Origin of the sequence: Pelobacter seleniigenes DSM 18267 (assembly GCF_000711225.1) — a bacterium.
Lineage (GTDB): Bacteria > Desulfobacterota > Desulfuromonadia > Desulfuromonadales > Geopsychrobacteraceae > Seleniibacterium > Seleniibacterium seleniigenes.
Window position 1 is genome coordinate 71,156 of sequence record NZ_JOMG01000001.1, and the last position, 18,488, is coordinate 89,643.

Annotated in this window: 13 protein-coding genes and 1 other RNA gene; 9 read left to right on the top strand and 5 right to left on the bottom strand. The window is 51.7% G+C overall.

The features are described from left to right. The 4 genes from N909_RS24215 (at nt 1) to N909_RS0100360 (ending at nt 8,753) form a co-directional block, all read left to right on the top strand. On the top strand, nt 1-3,243 hold the full coding sequence (locus N909_RS24215; protein WP_051689402.1) for a pilus assembly protein: 3,243 nt from the start codon (nt 1-3) through the stop codon (nt 3,241-3,243). After that, nucleotides 3,240-3,689 carry a type IV pilin protein gene (locus N909_RS26110; protein ID WP_051689403.1) on the top strand — a complete coding sequence of 150 codons (450 nt, stop codon included), beginning with the start codon at nt 3,240-3,242 and terminating at the stop codon, nt 3,687-3,689. Before N909_RS24215 ends, N909_RS26110 begins: the two co-directional genes overlap by 4 nt. Before the next feature lie 399 nt (nt 3,690-4,088). Beyond that, nucleotides 4,089-5,813, top strand: coding sequence for an acyl-CoA carboxylase subunit beta (locus N909_RS0100355; RefSeq protein WP_029909656.1), 1,725 nt, complete (start codon nt 4,089-4,091; stop codon nt 5,811-5,813). 63 nt (nt 5,814-5,876) lie between these two features. Next, nucleotides 5,877-8,753, top strand: coding sequence for a biotin/lipoyl-containing protein (locus tag N909_RS0100360; RefSeq protein ID WP_029909659.1), 2,877 nt, complete (start codon nt 5,877-5,879; stop codon nt 8,751-8,753). A 155-nt stretch (nt 8,754-8,908) separates the two neighbouring features. Here N909_RS0100360 and N909_RS25475 read toward each other — a convergent pair whose 3' ends face one another. From N909_RS25475 to N909_RS0100385, 4 genes are all read right to left on the bottom strand, one after another. Then, nucleotides 8,909-9,541, bottom strand: coding sequence for a DUF3106 domain-containing protein (locus N909_RS25475; protein WP_029909660.1), 633 nt, complete (start codon nt 9,539-9,541; stop codon nt 8,909-8,911). Between the two features lie 83 nt (nt 9,542-9,624). Next, the gene (locus N909_RS25480) at nt 9,625-10,107 is read right to left on the bottom strand and encodes a hypothetical protein (protein ID WP_155005826.1); all 483 of its coding nucleotides are present in this window, start codon (nt 10,105-10,107) and stop codon (nt 9,625-9,627) included. Then, on the bottom strand, nt 10,104-10,640 hold the full coding sequence (locus tag N909_RS0100380) for an RNA polymerase sigma factor (protein ID WP_211253894.1): 537 nt from the start codon (nt 10,638-10,640) through the stop codon (nt 10,104-10,106). Before N909_RS0100380 ends, N909_RS25480 begins: the two co-directional genes overlap by 4 nt. A 214-nt stretch (nt 10,641-10,854) precedes the next feature. Next, complete coding sequence (locus N909_RS0100385) at nt 10,855-11,235, bottom strand: desulfoferrodoxin (RefSeq protein WP_029909674.1); 381 nt, start codon at nt 11,233-11,235, stop codon at nt 10,855-10,857. Between the two features lie 201 nt (nt 11,236-11,436). Between N909_RS0100385 and ssrS the strand changes: the two genes are divergently transcribed. From ssrS to ybaK, 4 genes are all read left to right on the top strand, one after another. Beyond that, nucleotides 11,437-11,616, top strand: a non-coding RNA gene (gene ssrS, locus N909_RS25020) — 6S RNA. A 346-nt stretch (nt 11,617-11,962) separates the two neighbouring features. Further along, nucleotides 11,963-13,144: a TraB/GumN family protein gene (locus tag N909_RS0100390; protein WP_036682593.1), complete on the top strand. Its 1,182-nt coding sequence runs from the start codon at nt 11,963-11,965 to the stop codon at nt 13,142-13,144. A 61-nt stretch (nt 13,145-13,205) separates the two neighbouring features. Next, nucleotides 13,206-13,943, top strand: a complete 738-nt coding sequence (locus tag N909_RS0100395) for a rhomboid family intramembrane serine protease (protein WP_029909680.1) — start codon at nt 13,206-13,208, stop codon at nt 13,941-13,943. Between the two features lie 14 nt (nt 13,944-13,957). Then, a complete protein-coding gene (gene ybaK, locus N909_RS0100400) occupies nt 13,958-14,440 on the top strand; it encodes a Cys-tRNA(Pro) deacylase (protein WP_029909683.1) in 483 nt (160 codons plus the stop codon). A gap of 197 nt (nt 14,441-14,637) precedes the next feature. Here ybaK and N909_RS0100405 read toward each other — a convergent pair whose 3' ends face one another. Next, complete coding sequence (locus N909_RS0100405) at nt 14,638-16,602, bottom strand: sigma-54-dependent Fis family transcriptional regulator (protein ID WP_029909686.1); 1,965 nt, start codon at nt 16,600-16,602, stop codon at nt 14,638-14,640. Between the two features lie 335 nt (nt 16,603-16,937). Here N909_RS0100405 and N909_RS0100410 point away from each other — a divergent pair, with 335 nt between their 5' ends. After that, a complete protein-coding gene (locus N909_RS0100410; protein ID WP_029909689.1) occupies nt 16,938-18,485 on the top strand; it encodes a tripartite tricarboxylate transporter permease in 1,548 nt (515 codons plus the stop codon). Nucleotides 18,486-18,488: the final 3 nt, after the last annotated feature.

The window sequence follows — 18,488 nt, forward strand, 5'->3', positions numbered from 1 at the left end:
ATGTTGAACTCAAAATGCCAGTCCCTGAAAACCGTTTGCAAAGTCCTTCTGATAGGTTCATTCGTGATTCTGCTGCCCACACCTGCCGCCCTGGCCGGGGTATCGCAGACGCCACTGTCTCTGACCACCGGCGGCCTTGCCAATATCCTGGTGATTCTTGATAACTCCAACAGTATGGATGAAAATGCCAGCGGTGCCGCAGTTGGCTCCGATTCGGAAGACAGCAAATCGGAGATTGCCCGTAGCGCCGTTAAAACCCTGATCAAGACATATACAGACGAACTGAATATGGGCCTGATGGCATATAAACAGTCCAATGTCAAAAGCTATTATCTGCATAATTCGCCCTATGATATCAGCTTTGATCCGGATAATTTTGACGCTGATTTTACTGGTAATCGCGACTCCAGTACTAAAAAATACCAAACTCGCAATCCCTCTGATACGAACAACTATATCTATTATAATGTTGCCCTGCCCATGTATTCGAGCTCAAAATCAGACACCGTCTACTGTTATTCAAAAAACGCCGGGTTCCCGGGTTCTTCCAGTTCAAGCTACTATCAATACACCTGCTGGAAATCCAAGACCGGGACATCTGATGAAATCCCGACATCAACACAGGAAGCTGGCAACTACGGTTATTCCAGCTACTATACGTCAACAACCCTGTCACCGACCGATAGTGATATCGCACAGGATATCTATGAGTTCGGGAAACGACTGATGTGGACCTACGTCGGCAAGACCTGGTATTCGAACAGCTCACCGGGACGCGGCTACCTGCATGTCCCCATCGCCCTGCTTGATGACAGTCAGGCCGAACTGCTCAATGTAAAACTGGAGACATCACAGTTCTCCAGCAACAAACCGACGGACGCAAATTATCCACTTCAAAACGCAGGACTTACCCCCGTCGAAGGAACCCTTCTGACCGCCCTGGATTATTTCAGCGAAGACTGGAGGACCAGCTCCGAAGGCTATACCAGCGCCTGTTATCCGCTGCCGGAATCCTGCGATAACAATTTTGTCGTGCTGGTCACAGATGGTCTGCCGTCGGTCGATAAAAATGGCAACACCGTCAGTGACGCCGATGCCGCCCTTGCAAATGCCGCTGATGCCGTATCTCAGCTGGCCGATGCCGGCATCACCACCTATGTGATTGGTTTTGCCATGCCATACGGAACCGATGATGACGCCTTAGACATCCTTGCCGAAACCGGGGGCACCGGCACCGCTATTCTCGCCGATGACGAAGAGTCACTTACCGCAGCGCTGGAAGATATTTTTGACAACATCAAAAAAGCCAGCAGTGCCGTGGCCGGGTTGGCCGCCAACTCCACCCAGCTTGACACCTCGGGCAGCGGAGACACCACTTATCTATACCAAGCCACCTTCAACAGTACCGACTGGAGCGGGGTTCTGACCGCCTACCCCATGGCAGCGGACGGTACAGTTGGGGAAGAAGTCTGGAGTACCAACGACAGCGGGGTAATCCCCAACGCCGCGTCCCGGAATATTTTTACCTGGAACAGCAGCGAAGGAGTTGAATTCACGGCCGACAATCTGGAAAATTTAAGTTCAGACCAACAGACGGCACTCTCCTCCAGTAGCGATCTCATCAACTGGGTGCGCGGCGACTCCAGTCTTGAAGACGGCACCAACTTCCGTACCCGCAGCAGTGCCGTTGGCGACATCATCAATTCAACCCCCGCTTACGTTTATCAGCTGGACTACAATCTTGACTTGTTGTCCACTTCAACTACTGGGCAAAGCACTTATAATGATTTCGTTTCTTCCATGACCGACAATCTGCCAACTCTCTATTTCGGTGCCAACGACGGCATGTTGCATGCCCTGCAGCTCAACAAGGATGAAACCGATGCCAAAGAAATTTTTGCCTATATCCCAGAGGCGGTCTTCGGCAATCTCGCAGAGCTATCCTCGCCGGACTACAGCAGTCATCAATTTTTTGTCGATGGCTCACCGGTCGTTTATCACGCCTATCTCAAGTCCCGATGGCGAACCGTGCTGCTGTGCACCACCGGGCGCGGCGGAAAATCGATTTTCGCCCTCGACATCACCGACCCGGACAGTTTTTCTGCCAGTGACGTGCTCTGGGAATATTCAACCGTCGAAGATACGTCCGGCGATCTCGGCTATACCATCGGCAAACCGGTCCTGGTCCACCTGGCCGATAGTCATTGGGGGGTGGTTTTCGGCAATGGCTATGACAGCGACAACGGCCGGGCCTACCTCTATGTCCTTAATGCGGAAAACGGCGCCTTGATCACCAAAATCGCCACCAACAGCTCAACCGACAACGGTCTTTCAACCCCCTCAGTAGTGGCTGACGCTAATCGCACCGCTAGCATCGTCTACGCCGGTGACCTGCTCGGCAATATCTGGAAGTTTGATCTGAGCGATGAAGATCCCACTGAATGGAGCGTGGACGACAATGCAGGCGGCAATAATCCGCTCTTCACCGCCCGCTATGATTCCACCCAAACCCAGCCGATCACCGGCCCGCTCAATGTCAGCAGTCATGACGACGGTGGCTACATGATCTTTTTCGGAACCGGCCAATACTATGCCGAAGGGGACAATGTCGTCGATACCGACCCGGACGTCCAATCGTTATACGGCATTTGGGATGACCTGGATAGCCGCATCAGCAACCTGGACCGCAGCGACCTGATCAAACAGAGCATCCTTTACGAAGGAGAATACAATGACACTGCCTATCGGGTGACCTCCTACGTTGATGAGGCAAACTTCGCCTGGACCGCGGAGGAGGATCGGACCAGGGGCTGGTACATGGACCTGATTTCCCCGGTAAACGGGGCAGAAGGGGAACGGGTCGTCACCAAACCGACACTGAAATACGACCGGGTGATTTTCACTACCCTGATTCCGACCCAGGAAACCTGCTCGACCGGCGGCAGCAGTTGGCTGATGGAGCTGACTGCAACCACCGGAAACCGGCCAACCAGCGCCTTGCTTGACCTGAATGGCGACGGAGTTATCGACGAAAATGACACCATCACCATTGATGGCGTAAGTTACTATATTTCCGGCCTCGGGAGCGACATGATCGATTCGAATCCATTGGTCCTGGACACCACGGATGGCGAGGAAATTCATAAAGTCATTTCCAGCAGTGACGGATCGGTGAAAGATGTTCTTAACCTGTCCGGCGACAGTGTTGAACTAGGCCGGCATTCATGGAGACAGCTCAAATGAACCAGAGCAACTTTCAGCAAACCAATGCGGCAATGGCGGCCCCTGTAGTTAAGATAAAATCTCCGCAACGGGGTTTCACCTTGATCGAACTTCTGGTGGTCATCGCCATCCTCAGCATCCTCGCCGCGATTGCCATTCCGCAATATGCGAAATATCGGAAAACCGCCTACCGTGGCGCCGCCAAAGCAGCCTTGGTCAGCGGGGCACAAAATATGGAGCGCTTCTTTACCCACAACAACACCTACGAAGGAGCCACGATCGGCGACACCTCTGCTGGAGACCAGATTGACGAATGGACCGAAGGGGACCGCTACCAGCTATCCATCGACGAAGCCACCGTCAGTACTTACATTCTGATCGCCACCCCGCAATTTGATGATGAATGCGGTGCCCTGAGCATCGACGAAACAGGTGCCAAATCTGCCGGGGCCAGTAATTGTTGGTAATCCTCGCCCCCAAGTCAGTAACATAACATTATTTTAATGGCATCAAATCAGTCTTTCAACAGCAGGCATTTTCAATCAAATCAACCCTGATATCCGCACGATCATGAATTTCTTCAAAATAAGGTTATTTTCATTCAAATCCCGGTCTCAACTGATTTAAAAGGCAGCCTTCCGCTTTCAAAATTTCCATTGAACCCCTGAAAAATCACCAGATTAACAATAAAAAATCCGCTGCTGGCTACTTTCCAACCTAACTGTATTTTTTTACCCTAAATAAAATTTTCCCTTGACAACCACCCCCATTTCTTGATTGTTTGCGGTTATCAAAGAAACATTGTTTTATATCTCTAGAGCAATGATCAAAATTCACTTTCCAGACCATCTAAAGGGACGAGAAATATGCCGAAAACCAAAATCAAACCTTCGTTGCAGAACCCTCTTGCCACCACAGAGAAAGTTGAATTCACCATCCCCGGTGAAATAGCGGGGCTGACCGGTGGTTATGAGGAGGTCATGAAGGAAGGTTATGACCTCATTCAGCGTCCGATCAAATCGGTTGCTGTCGGGCAGATCGAAAAGCAACACTTCAAGCAACGGATGACCGTCTGGGAAAGGATCAAGGTTCTCACCCAGGCCGAACCGAATATCCTTTTCCAGAACTGGGGAAAGAACCTTGACGGGGCCTCGCTGGTCACCGGAATTCTCAATATCGGCGGTCGGGATGTGGCCCTCTACGGACATGATTTTACCGTTCGTGCCGGCTCCATTGACGCCACCAACGGCCAGAAACTGGCTCGCTTGATGTACATGGCCGGCGAAAAAGGTATTCCGCTGATCGGCATGAACGACTCCGCCGGCGCGTATGTTCCTGCCGGAGTCGGCGGGCTGGACGGTTACGCGGAAGCTTTTACCGCCCTGCGCAAAATCAGTGGTGTGATCCCGACCATCATGTGCATGTTCGGCTTCAATGCCGGCGGTGGCTCCTACCTGCCCCGCCAGGGCAGTTTTGTTATTCAGCCGGCGGATACTTTTTTCGGCCTGACCGGTCCCGGGGTGGTTAAATCGGTGCTGGGTGAAGATATCACTCCCGAAGAGCTCGGCGGGCCGAAGGTTCATGGCGCCACGGGCGTGGCCGACCTGACCGTGGCTGATGAAACGGCCGCCCTACGCACAGCGATCCGCCTGCTCAGCTATATCCCCGACAACAACCACAGCATGGCGCCGTTCCAGACAACCAGCGATCCGCTCGATCGCAAGACCTGGGAAATCAACACCCTGTTGAAAAAAGCCTTTAATTCACCGACCGGATTCAACACCCCCTTCGATGTCTCCATCGTCATTCAGCAGATCTGCGATCATGGCGATTATTTCGAAATCCAACCGACCCGCGCCCGGGAAGCGATTACAGCTTTCGGCCGGCTGGGGGGCAATGTGGTCGGTTTTGTTGCCAACAACTCCGCCGTGGCCTCCGGCCAAATCGACTGTGACTCGGCGCTCAAGATCGCGCGCTTCGTCCGGTTCTGTAACATCTACAATATTCCGTTGATCTTCATGGAAGATACCACTGGCTTCCTGCCCGGCCGGGAACAGGAAGCACGAGGTATCGTTCAGGCCGGCCGTTCAATGCTCGACGCCATTGTCGACGTCCGCACCCCGCGTATCCTGCTGATTTTGCGCAATGCCTTTGGTGGTGCTTACGCGTCTTACAACAACTATCCGACCGGAGCAGATCTGGTGCTGGCGCTGCCGACCACTCGCCTGGCGGTGATGGGACCGGCCGGCAAGGAATTCGTCTACAAAGCCGAATTGCGTAAACTGCGCGGCGCCATCAAACAACGCATTGCCGAGGGCATTCAGGAGCGAACCAAAGCTGGTATGGATGGGGATGATGCCAAAAAAGATGCGGAACGAGCAGCCGCCGAATGGTTGAAACAGGAAGAGGCTGCGCTGAACCAGCGCTACGAAAAAGAACTGATGAACCCCAAAGAAGGGCTTGCCCTCGGCTCGATTTCCTCCCTGGTCATGCCGACGGACCTGCGCAAGGTTTTAGGTGAGAACCTGAATTTCTTCCTGCGCCACTACCAACCGTCCGCCTGGCAGGATGTGCAGCGGGAATTCCACTGATTTGTTCAAGCGGGATACGGAACGGGAACCAACAACTTTTCAGTTTAAAGTGGAGATAAATCGATGTCCAAAACAACCGACTACTATCGCAACAACCCGCTAATCCACAAAGACCGCCGCCTGGGCCAGTCACCTTCGGCATGGGTCCGGTCTTTTTCCTGCACCGAGCTCAGCCCGCTGATCGTCTGCCGCGGCCCGATCCGCAAAGAAGCCATGGATGTCTATGCCGAGATGGGGATCAGCCATTACGGCATCCTGCTCTCAGAAAAGGATTCCATCGTTTATCCCAACGCCCTCTCTCCGGAACTACGCGTGCTCACTGACAACAGCCGGGTTCACCGGGTTCCGGACTATACCGGGGCCAGCAAGGAAGAGCGGGTCGAGCGGATTCAGCAAATCATCGATATCGCCAAAGATAACGACTATAATGCCATCTTTGCCGGCTACGGATTCATGGCCGAGGACGACGAATTTGTCGCCGCTATTGAGGATGCCGGACTGATGTTTATAGGCCCCTGCGCCAAGACCCAGCGCGCAGCCGGAAAAAAAGATGAAGCGAAGAGAACCGCCCTGCTGGTTGATGTCTCGGTCACCCCCGGCATCGACAACGTCACCGCCCTCACCCTGTTGAAAAAACATAAGACCAGGGAACAGCTCATCGCCCTGGCGCAGGCGGAAGATCTGGATGTGAGCCAGGACCTGTTCAGCAACGCCGACACCCCACTTGAAGAGCTGGCCGATGCGATCCTCTTTGCATCCTATGACAAAGGGATTGACCTGTTCTCCATCGAAGAACTTTGTCACCAGGTTGAGACCGAGTGTGCGACCATGTTCCGCAATTATCCAGGCGCACGCATCCGGCTTAAAGCGATTGGCGGCGGCGGTGGCAAAGGTCAGCGCATTCTCGGTGCAGCCTTGCTGATGAGCAAAGAGCCGAGTGAAAAACAGATCAAAGACGCAGCCGCTGACGCGCCCGGCCTGGTGCGGGAAATCCTGAATGAAGTCAAGGCCAATGGCATAGGCGACAACAAAAACATTCTCATAGAACTGAACATTGAGCAGACCCGGCACAACGAAATCCAGTTGCTCGGCAACGGCCAGTGGTGTATCGCCCTGGGCGGCCGGGATTGTTCCCTGCAGATGCACGAGCAGAAACTGCTGGAAATCTCGGTAACCCAGGAAGGGCTGACCCAGGAGATCGCCCGCGCGAAAAAAGCCCGTCAGAAAGAACAGGCCAAAGCCTTGGAATCAGATTTACAGGTTCTCAAGCGGATGGAAGAAGAATCGGAACGCTTCGGAACCGCAGTCGGCCTCGATTCGGCCTCGACCTTTGAATGCATTGTCGATGGCAGTCGCCATTACTTTATGGAGGTCAACACCAGGATTCAGGTTGAACACCGGGTCACCGAGTTGGTCTACAGTCTCAAATTCACCAATCCAGAGGATGAAAAAGACTTTTTCATAGTCGAATCCCTGGTTGAAGCCATGGCGTTACTGGCGTTGCATAAGGACAGGCTGCCTCGTCCGCAACGAATCCCTCGCTTCGGGGCCGCCGCAGAAGCGCGCCTCAACGCAACCGATGATTCCTTGTCACCCAGCGCCGGCGGCTATATCCGTTATTGGTCGAAACCGATTCAGGGTGAGATCCGCGATGATCAGGGAATCTGCATCGCCAACCCGGACACCGGACAATTCATGCGTTATCATCTGGCCGGGGCCTACGACTCCAATATCGCCCTGCTGCTGACCAAAGGAGATGACCGCCTCGACAGTTACCGGCATCTGGCCAAAGTTCTCAGTTCGACGGTATTGCGTGGCAGCAACCTGGCTACCAACCTGAGTTTCCATTACGGCCTGGTCAACTGGTTTCTGGGTAATAATGTCATGGCCAAACCGACTACCCGCTTTGTCGTGCCCTATCTGACCCTGGTCGGCAAACTGAAAGAGGAAGCACAGAAACTTGACGTGGTCTACGCATTTTTAGCCATGAAACGCGCCTACGCCAAAGAGTATGCAGCTGACCCGGACGTGGCCAAAGCCGTCTCGGAAACCCTTGACCGCAAAGGCACCCTGCTGACTCGCCCCATGGAAATCCTGCTGGGCAATCCGCACCTGTTGTCCGGCTGGTTGAGTTTAAACAGGACCAAATTCAGAATCAGCAAAGGCCGCGTGGTCTGGCTTTGTAATCCTCTGGTGGTCCTTGAAGAGACCTACGAATACCTGCACATGACCTGGAAAAAAGAAGCTCCGGCCGCCGAGGTCATCTGGGCCCATGACCGTGAACTGCTCGAAGGAGCCCTGGCCTTTTATGCCGAACTCCGAGAGACCTTCGGCCTCAACAAGGAACAGTATGTCAAACTGAATGAGATCCTTCACAAAAAGGATCCCCAGGGCGGGTTTGATGGCGCAACCTGGAGTAGGATCCAGCAAGCCCATGTCGGCTACGAGATCGGCAATGAAATACTCGGACTGCTCTTTATGGTGGCCGAGAATACCGACTTTTACGATTTCAAGGTTGAAGACAACCTGAATGTCACCATTCCCGAATATCTCAACGACCCGGAATTGCAGGCAGCTATGAAGAAAATCCTGGTCCCGCCACCGGCGACCAAAGCCGACGAAATCGTCGCGCCCGGAGGAGGAATGTATTATGCCCAGGAAGCGCCGGGGATGCCGTCGTTTGTCAAAGAGGGCGATCATTTCGAGAAGGGGCAACCGCTGTTTATCCTGGAAGTCATGAAAATGTTCAACAAAATCCCGGCACCGTTTTCCGGCACTATTGACCGAATCATTATTGAAGGCGGCGACGGGACAATCGTTTCCAAAGGGCAGCCCCTGTTCAAAGTCACCCCGGATGAAAAATTCGTGGAAATCGATCCTCAGCAGTTGGCCGTACAGAAACAGACCGTCACCGCAAAATATCTGCAGGCCGTTTTTTAGCCCCCACTCTGCAAACAGGGAATGGCCCCGTAAGAAAGGCCATTCCCTGCTTTGTCAACCTGTCCCCGATCTTCCATGGACTTTGCGAACGGTAATTTTTCACCAACTGCTAACCAGTGGCCCAGCGGCAGTACCCCTCGCCCCCAAAAAAGAGTTCAGCCCCTTTCAGCGCCCACCACCTCCGGAGCCCCCCCGGAGCCACCGCCTGACCCGCCACCAGAGCCCTCACCTCCCGAGCCACCGCCGTCCGATCCGTGGCCGCCACTTTCGGAACGTCCACCGGCGGCGGGACCTCCCTGCTGTCCCGCTCCGGAAGAGCCCCTCCGATCAAGTTGATCACGATACTGTTCCTTTTGGGCCGGGGTCAGAGCTCCCCAGCGATTCTCCAACTGCTTTTGAACCTCGACAGGCAGATTTTGGAATTGTGCATGGACCCCACGCAGCTTCTGCTTCTCAACAGGGTCCAGCTTTTGAAAGCTTTCAAACCGGTTGCGCACCTGGGCTTGCTGCTGCGGGGTGAGGGCCTGCCAGGCCTGCAGCCGCTGAGCAGCCAGCGCCCGTTGTTGTGGTGTCATGGCCAGCCAGGTATCGGCCCCTTTAAGCAACTGCTGTTGTTTTTTATCAGCAAGTGAATTCCACACCCCGGCGTAACCCTGCAGGACCTGCTGCTGTTCTTGAGTCAGTTCGGAAAATTCAACAGCAAAAACAGTGGCGACGCTGGACAAGAGCATCGCGGCAATCCCTATGGCGATGATCGTAAACCGTAGCACAGCTCTATTGCTCAGCATCATTATCTCCCTTATCCATCATCTTCTCAGGGTTTGCCTTTTCCAGAACCAGCAGATAAAAAGGGTCGACCCAGCCGACATCATCATCCGTGAATTCTCCCAGAAACTCGATCAGCTCTTTGCTCGGTGCTGAGGTTGTCTCCTTTTCTCTGGCGCAGCAAGGAAAGACCGGCATCAGGATGAGAGCCTGGATGAAGATCAGTGCGCGGAGCGGATATATCCAATTCATGGTCCATCACCTCCGAAAGCCATTCATAAAATTCTATGTCCCGCTGATAAAAGTCGAGGGGCTCATCACTGGAAAGAATCTGCAGGGTCACCAGATCCGCCCCGCCAGGTGCCGGCTGCTGCTGCGGAATATTCAGAACAACAAGCACCAGCAGGACGACCAGAAAGGAGCCGCCTCCCCACAGCAAACGATATGTCCCTTGAGCGGAATCCGTCTGTAACGCATGGTATTTAAGCCGTCCCAACTTGCCTTCAACAGAATCCCCCAGGTCTGCAATGGAGTGATCAAGGGCCCCGCACACCTTCTTGACAAAAATATCATCTTGTTTATCAGTCATGGCCAAACATCTCCCAGGCGCTTCTTCAATTGCTCAACTGCACGCGAGTAATGGGTTTTCACAGTCCCCTCCGAACAGTTCATGGCAATTGCCGTATCGCGAACACTCAATCCTTCCCAGGCCCGCAGCAGAAAAACCTGACGTTGCTTGATGGAGATCTGCTTCAATTCATACTCCAAGCGGGTGAACGCCTGATTCTGTACTGCTTCACTTTCCGGAGTCCGTTTACCGGGATCAGCCAGCTGCTCCAGTCCATTGCCGTCATCATCCTCGCTGTTTCGGTCCAGCCAGTTCCGCCAGCGTGAGCGAACTGCATTACGCCGGTGGAAATCCCTGATTTTATTCTGCAACACCCGATAAAACAAAGCCTTCCATTCCTCCTCAGGCTTGCTCGAATACTTTGCCACAAATTTACACATGGCGTCCTGGACCAGATCGAGGGCATCATCCCGATCATGACAGGAGAACAGGGCCATGCGATAAGCCTGACGCTCAATCGAGCTAAGGAAATGTTCCATCGCTTTGATACGCACTCGCCCTTTATGTCAGGGAAATTTCAAAAAAAAGCTGCTGCCCGCGGTTAATATTACCTGGTTACTATAATTTAACGCAGAACCTTTGCTTTGGTTGACAAAAAAAGCTGCCGAAAATTCGACAGCTTTTTTAAAATCCTGATTTGACCGACCCCGATCACTCCCCAGAGTATACTGCTCGGGGTGCTGAGTTCAGTGATTCTTTAAGTGCAACTTACTTTTCAGCAGCCCACTGTCCATGAAGGTTGCAGTACTCACGGGCTTTCACGGATTGTGCCTGGAGATTGAAAGTCGCTTCAGGGGCATCGCCTGGTTTCAGATACTGGCGATACAGTTTCCCGTCTGCAAGCAGTTCGATCCATTCAATATAATGGGATTCTTCCATGGGGTGAGAGACTTCCCCGACTTTAACGGTAATGGAACCGTTCTCCATGGTAATCACCGGCACATGCTTTTCGGTTGCGGCGTCAACGGTATTTTCCGACATCAGAACCATATTTTTACCACAGCAGACCAGCGGGGCAGCGCCACCGTGGGTGACTTCGACAATATTTCCACAGGCCTCACACTTGTAAACTTCATAACGATTCGGCATTAGTCTACTCCTTGATGAAAAATAGAACCCGGCAACTCGGACAATACGCATGCGGACTCCGGCCGGGCAGTCCGAAAGTCCGCTGAGTTCAAATACAGAACGGGTAAAATTATATCACTTCCCGGAGGTTTTTACACCTTACGCGCTTTAATATTTTTTTTACTGACCTTCTGCCGAAGATGTGATTATACTGCGCCTAAAGGCTCTCTGCCCTGCAGGTGAGGTCAGAACGTCCACTCGGAATATCATAATATCCGGGGTCAACTTAGAAGTCCGGTGTGCCTGCCCACCCAGAGTGGGACGCCTGAAGGACTTACAGACGACCCCACCTCATTGGCACTCGATGTGAGTCCAATGACCCACGGTAGCGGTGGAGAGTCTCCCGAACAAAATCTAGGGTTCAGCCGATCAGGCTGAACCCTTTTGTTTTTCCCTTTCAATCAATAAATATGGCTCCCCGGGCTGTCACTATGGTAGACTTTCGCGCTGGCGGGCGGAACCTGCCCCTGCCTGGAAGGCTGATTCCAGCGCCACAGTTTCGGCGCAGGCAAAGGATAGCCGACCGTTATTAAACAGCTTGCCGAGCCCATGAACAGAGCCGCAAAGTCAATGGCAGGTTTCCAACCTGTTTCGAGTGAGTTCGGACTATAGCACATTCCCTGCTCGCGCCTGAAAAAGTCGCCGAATGGGCTTTTTCAGCAACCAGTTAATCCCGTGGAGGAACACTTTGACAGATTTAACAGAATCAGGCGATTACACCCGCCTGCTGGTTGACGATAAAGAAGTCATTCTGGTCGGAACGGCCCACATTTCCCAGGAATCGGTTGATACCGTGGTCCGCACCATTGATGAGGTCGTCCCCGATACGGTCTGTGTCGAACTCGACCACCAGCGCTATCAGTCATTGATCAACAAACAGGGCTGGGAATCCCTGAACCTCAAAGAAGTCATCAAAAAAAAACAGGTTCCTTTTCTTCTGGCCAATCTCGCGCTGTCATCTTACCAAAAGCGGATGGGGCTGCAGACCGGTGTCAAACCCGGGGCCGAACTGGCCGCAGCAGCACGGACCGCCGAGGAGAGAGGGATGGAAGTCGAACTCGTCGACCGCAATATCCGCACCACTCTGCTGCGAGTCTGGCGCAAAACCGGATTGTGGAATAAAATGAAGGTCCTTGCATCATTATTCGGCAGCCTTTTCGAAAAACAGGAATTGAGCGAAGAGGAGCTGAGCAAGCTCAGAGAAACTGATACTCTGTCGAGCATGTTGGATGAAATGGGGAGCCTGCTGCCTTCCGTTAAGCAGATTCTGGTCGATGAGCGGGATGTGCACATGGCATATCACATCAGAAACGCTCCGGGTGAGAAAATTCTTGCCGTGGTCGGAGCCGCCCACCTGCCGGGTATCAGCCGGCTATTACAGGGACCTGAAATCGATCCGCAGACCATTGCCGAAATCACTACGATTCCGCCCAAGACCAAGCTTTCCAAAATGATTCCCTGGTTGATCCCGGCGCTGGTCGTCGCCCTGTTCATCGGCGGTTTTTTTTTCGGCAACCGTGATCAACTGGCCAATGCCGCAACCGCCTGGATTCTGGCCAACGGTCTTTTGTCCGCACTCGGTACCATATTGGCTTTCGGTCACCCGGCTACCATTGTCACCGCCTTTATTGCCGCTCCGATAACGTCCCTCAACCCAACGATCGGGGCCGGCTTTGTGACCGGGTTTGTGCAATCTCTCGTTGCCGCACCAACGGTCCGCGACATGGAACATATCGGCGAAGATCTGGTAACCTTTAAAGGCTGGTGGCAAAACCGGTTAGCCAGAGTGCTGCTGGTCTTCCTGTTTTCATCTATCGGTTCGTCGATTGGGACATTTGTCGCTTTGGGCTGGCTGAAAAACCTTTTTTAAACAGCATGCCGTCGGCCCGAAAAAAGTAAGAGAATATTGATACCAGAAAAGGAGTCGCCCTTTGAACGCCTACCGCCAAACCGGACAGATCTTCCGCTTCAATTCGTTGCGCGGCAGCTCCCTGGTCCAGATCCTGATTTACGTCAACCTGATCCTTTTTACCTTGATGGTTCTGCACGGGACTATCCTCGGTCTCGGCATGCGCGCGATCATGAACCCACCAACCGAGCTACTGATCCACTGGGGAGGACAATTCTGGCCGCTGGTTCTCCAACATGGTGAATGGTGGCGCTGTATCACCTATGCCTACACGCATGGGGGACTGATCCACATCGGTTTCAACATGGTGGTGCTGTATCAGATCGGTCCGCTGCTGGAGATGGAACTGGGCTGGCAGCGTTTCATGACCCTCTATACGGTGACCGCTATTGTGGCGACCCTTGCCGGACTGTTCTGGCACCCCATGGTCCCGGTGGTCGGCGCGTCAGGATCGTTGTTTGGCATGATCGGTTTTTCGGTCAGCTACTATCATCGCATCGGCGGCCAACTCGGCCTGCAGCGCAGAAACTTCATGTTCCAATGGGCGGTCATGGCGTTCGTGTTCGGTTTTATTATCGGTGCGGATAATGCCGCCCACCTTGGCGGTGCGGTGGCTGGTGCGGCATTGGGCTGGTTTATGCCAATCAGAGTGCGCAATTTCCGCAAGACCGATAATTTATTCAAGGGCATTGCCTACGTCTGTGTTTTGCTGACAGCAGTCAGTATTCTTTTCATTCCCCTGTCCTGGATCATCAACTGACAAGCGTAAAAATTATGGCAAAAGAGAAAGTACCGGGAACACCGGCCATCAGAGTATTGAAGCAACATAAAGTCAACTTCATCCCACGTTTTTACAAATACGAAGACCGCGGCGGCACCAAGACCAGTGCCAGGGAACTTGGGGTCAACGAACACAATGTGATCAAAACCCTGATCATGGAAGATGAGCAGCAGCAGCCGTTGATCGTCCTGATGCATGGTGATTGCGAAGTCTCCCTCAAACACCTGGCCCGTCAGTTGGGGGTTAAGCAGGTCACCCCCTGCCCACCAGCCAAAGCCGACCGATTGACCGGCTACCAGACGGGAGGAATATCCCCCTTCGGCACCAAACAGAAAATGCCGGTCTACATGGAAGACAGCATTGCAACCTTGGAGAAAATTTTTATCAATGGCGGAAAACGGGGTTTTCTGGTGGAAATTGCGCCACCCAGCTTGCTTGCGATTCTGGAGCCAGTCAGGGTCTCCGTAGCCATATAAAACTTCTCGTAGATGGTTGGGCCATGAGCACAACCGACGATCTGGCCACAGCAATAATAGCCAGCATTCGCAATACCTCAGCTCTGGTCATCACTGCCGGGCGGGCTGGGGGTCGACTCGGATTAAATCCAGGAACCCCACCAGAAGTGACCTCACCAGTGGCATAACGCCCCGGGCTCGGCCAATTGGAAATTCTTTTAACCCCGCGAGTTCTCCTTCTCCAGGAGGCCAAGATTTTTCATTTTTCGCCATAACGTCCCACGACTGATGCCAAGAATTTTTGCGGTTTCATTCCGGTTGTAGCGAGATTCTTCCAATGCCGCCATGATGATATCGGTTTCAGTCCTGTTCCGCTGGTTGATAATTTTCTCTTTAAAGTCTTCAGATGGATCAGTCTCGATATTCCTTGCTCTAATGACTGGCCTGGATTTTTGGTAATACTCCTCCAATTCCTCAAAAAGCTCATCGAAAAGAGCCGGGTTGAATTTTGCATCACTAAGCAATACCAATCTTTCTGAGAAATTTTTCAACTGCCTGATATTCCCAGGCCATGGGTGGTTGACCAGAAGGTTCAAGTAGCTGTTGGGAACAGTGAGTGGCGACAGTTTATATTTTGCCTCGGCATCTTGCATGAAATGCTTCAGCAATAAGGGAATATCCATAGATCGCTCACGTAGCGGTGGCAATTTAATGCTCAGCGCGCTGATCCTGAAATAAAGATCTTCACGAAATGAACCGTTAAGTGTAGCACTTGCCATATCTTTGTTGGCCGCGGCAATCACACGAACATCGATTGGGATAACCTGATCGGAACCGATCCGCATAACTTCACGTTCCTGCAAAACTCTTAACAGCCTTGTCTGAACGGTATCCGCTGCAGCTGAAATTTCATCAAGAAAAATACTGCCATTATGAGCAAGCTCAAATAACCCTGGCTTTCCGCCTTTCCGAGACCCCGTAAAGGCTCCTTCATCGTAGCCAAACAATTCACTCTCCAGTAAATGCTCCGGGATAGCCGCACAATTGATCGATACGAACGGCTGCCTATTGCGTTTACTAAGAGTATGGATGCTATGGGCAACGATCTCTTTGCCGGTTCCCGTTTCGCCATTGATCAGAATGGCTGAATCCGCTCGCGCAACCAACCGAACCCGGTTGATGACGTCTCTCATTTCTTTACTGCAGTGAATAAGATCGTCAATACCATAGTTGGCCGTGAATCCTTTCGAGAGTCTTTTCCTGACTTTACTTTCTGTTTTGATCAAGTTGCTGGTGTCAGTAAAGGTCGACACGCCACCAACCACTGCACTGCCTATCAAAACGGGCGTATGGCTAAAAACAAGATGTTTACCGCCGATCTCTTCAATATTGTCTTTTATGTTTCGCTTCTCGTTCATCGCACGTAAAAGTTGTGGCGAACTGATGATCTTGGAGATTTTGATGCCCAGCGCATCGGATTCGCTGATCTCCAGCAGGTCTAATGCCGCGGCATTGATCATGGAGACTTCCCCGCCCTTGTCGACAGAGATGATTCCCTCCGCCGTCGAATTAAAAATAGTTTTATATTTCAAATATCTTTCATGCTCTAATCGTTGGGAATGCACAACGGATTTGGCATCTTCTATGGTTGTAATAATGGTCTCTTGAGAACTTTGAATTTCTGTTGTTTTCAAACCGTGAGCCTTAGCTATTTCTACAGAATGTGGTCCCCCGACAACAACCTCGAATCCTTGTTTTTGCGAATTGGCAATGACCTCTTCCAGACTCTCAAGTCCGGTATAAATTTTTTGCATAGCATTTATGTTCAATAACTCGCAAAGCGAGTCCAAGTGGTCAAGTTTGCTTCTAAAAATTGGGAAAACGATTTTCTTTCCAAGCATTGACGCTTCCTTTAACCGTAGAATCAGGTTCATGTCTGATTGAGGAAACGCCAGAACCGGAATATGCAAATTTTCTCTAAGGATATGAGCTGTCCCCCGACGACCAAGAATAATTTCAACCCCTTCCTTCTCCATGGTCTTGGCAACAGGGATCGCATCTTCAAGACCTTGGGTGGCAATCACAATATCAACTTCATCGTCATAAGTTGCATGGCGTTTTATATGCTCAATCATCGAACTGTTCGAAGTAAAAACGCCAATTCTAAACGGTGCGATACTCATGCGAACTCTCCTTGCTGGAAAAATGCCTTCCTTTGAATTGTTCACCATATAAAACATATTGTTCTAAGTGTAAAGCAATTCATTCAATGAACCATTCAAAAAACCACCCCGCCAAGGTTTAAATAATGTCGTTTTAAAAGAACAAATAAACAAAATATTGATTCTCATATAATTGGCACAATATGTGTACAAACAACATCATATCGACAAAGTAAAATAATGTTATACAAATCTAATCCAGCCATGATGGATTGCGAGTTCTCAGCCAAACAGCAATTGCATCAAACTTTAATTTATTGCATTTCCGCTTAATGCGGATAGCCAAAGGAGAGCCCATGCTTGAGAGTATTACCGACGGATTCTTGATGATTATGCATTGGCAAAATATGCTTGCCATTGTCCTAGGACTTTACATGGGGTGCATAATTGGCGCACTGCCAGGACTTTCCCCTTCTATGGCAATTGCACTGGCTGCGCCCTTTACGTTTGGCCTACCACCAGTGACAGCTTTGTCATTTTTGCTCGGAGTCTACAAGGGTGGTGTGTATGGCGGTTCGCTTAGCGCGATTCTGCTCGCAGCCCCAGGAACGCCCGAGGCAGCAGCAACAATTTACGACGGCTTCCCCCTGGCCAAATCAGGCCGAGCACGACAAGCCCTGGATGCTGCACTGTATGCGTCTATATCCGGAGACCTCATCGGCACCATAATCCTGATCACTGCGGCACCTTTTGTGGCCCACTATGCACTCAAGATTGGACCGGTCGAGATGGTACCGATGATTATGTTGGCGCTGGCCGTCATTATCACCACCCTGGGTCACGAAAAGATTAAGGGGTTTCTTGCGGCAGCCATTGGTGGGATGGTGGCACTGATCGGAATCGACCCGATAGAAGGAAGCACAAGGTTTGTTTTTGGAAACTTCGAGCTTAGCGATGGCATTTCACTGATTCCATTTTTGGTGGGCCTTTTTGCCATGCCCGAGGTTATCTCTGTCATTATTGGATCTCTCCGCAAGAACAAACAGGACAAAGGACCCCGAAAAACCAATGAAGAGATCGAGGTGCAGGGAGAACGGTTGACCCTACGCGAGGTTCTCCCCTACTGGAAAACAATCGTGCGGAGCGCCATTATTGGTAGCGGCATTGGCGCATTACCTGGCCTCGGGTCAACGGCCGCAGCATTTACCTGCTATGGGCTGGCAAAAAAAGCATCAAAGCATCCTGAGCTGTTTGGCAAGGGAAGTATTGAAGGGGTTCTGGCGGCGGAAACCGGAAATAATGGTACATGCGGCCCAGCCCTAATTCCGCTAATAACACTTGGGATTCCGGGGAGTTCAACAACGGCCGTGCTGTTTGGAGCACTATTAATTTACGGCATAGTGCCGGGACCCAAAATATTTATCGAGCATGGAGCAGTTGTCTATGCAATCTTCATAGGTCTGATCATTGGTGGACTGCTGTTATATCCAGTGGCATTGTCGATTATCAAATACGCCTCCAAAGGCATTTACAAAATCAATCAGGGACTACTTTTTTCCGGAATTTTCCTGCTGTGCTTTACAGGATCCTATGCCATCCGCAACAGTATGCTCGACGTCTATTGCATGGCGTTTGCAGGGGTACTCGCCATCGTAATGCGTTACTTTGCCCTTCCGCTAGGACCAACCCTGATCGCTTTTATCCTTACGCCAATTCTCGAAAGTTCATTTCGGCAAAGTCTCATGATCTCTGGGAATAATCTTTCGGTTTTCTTCTCTACAGGCATCGCTGTATTTCTCTGGGCCATCATGATTTTCATCGTTTTATACGGTCCGATCAGAGTCTTTCTGAAAAACAGGCAGGCAAAATTGGCGTTAACCACGTCCCCCAAAAGCGACATATAACCT

What these genes read in the sequence shown, in the direction of transcription:
- N909_RS24215 (WP_051689402.1), top strand. Translation starts at nt 1, where the DNA reads ATGTTGAACTCAAAATGCCAGTCCCTGAAAACCGTTTGCAAAGTCCTT.
- N909_RS26110 (WP_051689403.1), top strand. Translation starts at nt 3,240, where the DNA reads ATGAACCAGAGCAACTTTCAGCAAACCAATGCGGCAATGGCGGCCCCT.
- N909_RS0100355 (WP_029909656.1), top strand. Translation starts at nt 4,089, where the DNA reads ATGCCGAAAACCAAAATCAAACCTTCGTTGCAGAACCCTCTTGCCACC.
- N909_RS0100360 (WP_029909659.1), top strand. Translation starts at nt 5,877, where the DNA reads ATGTCCAAAACAACCGACTACTATCGCAACAACCCGCTAATCCACAAA.
- N909_RS25475 (WP_029909660.1), bottom strand. Translation starts at nt 9,541, where the DNA reads ATGCTGAGCAATAGAGCTGTGCTACGGTTTACGATCATCGCCATAGGG.
- N909_RS25480 (WP_155005826.1), bottom strand. Translation starts at nt 10,107, where the DNA reads ATGACTGATAAACAAGATGATATTTTTGTCAAGAAGGTGTGCGGGGCC.
- N909_RS0100385 (WP_029909674.1), bottom strand. Translation starts at nt 11,235, where the DNA reads ATGCCGAATCGTTATGAAGTTTACAAGTGTGAGGCCTGTGGAAATATT.
- ybaK (WP_029909683.1), top strand. Translation starts at nt 13,958, where the DNA reads ATGGCAAAAGAGAAAGTACCGGGAACACCGGCCATCAGAGTATTGAAG.
- N909_RS0100405 (WP_029909686.1), bottom strand. Translation starts at nt 16,602, where the DNA reads ATGAGTATCGCACCGTTTAGAATTGGCGTTTTTACTTCGAACAGTTCG.
- N909_RS0100410 (WP_029909689.1), top strand. Translation starts at nt 16,938, where the DNA reads ATGCTTGAGAGTATTACCGACGGATTCTTGATGATTATGCATTGGCAA.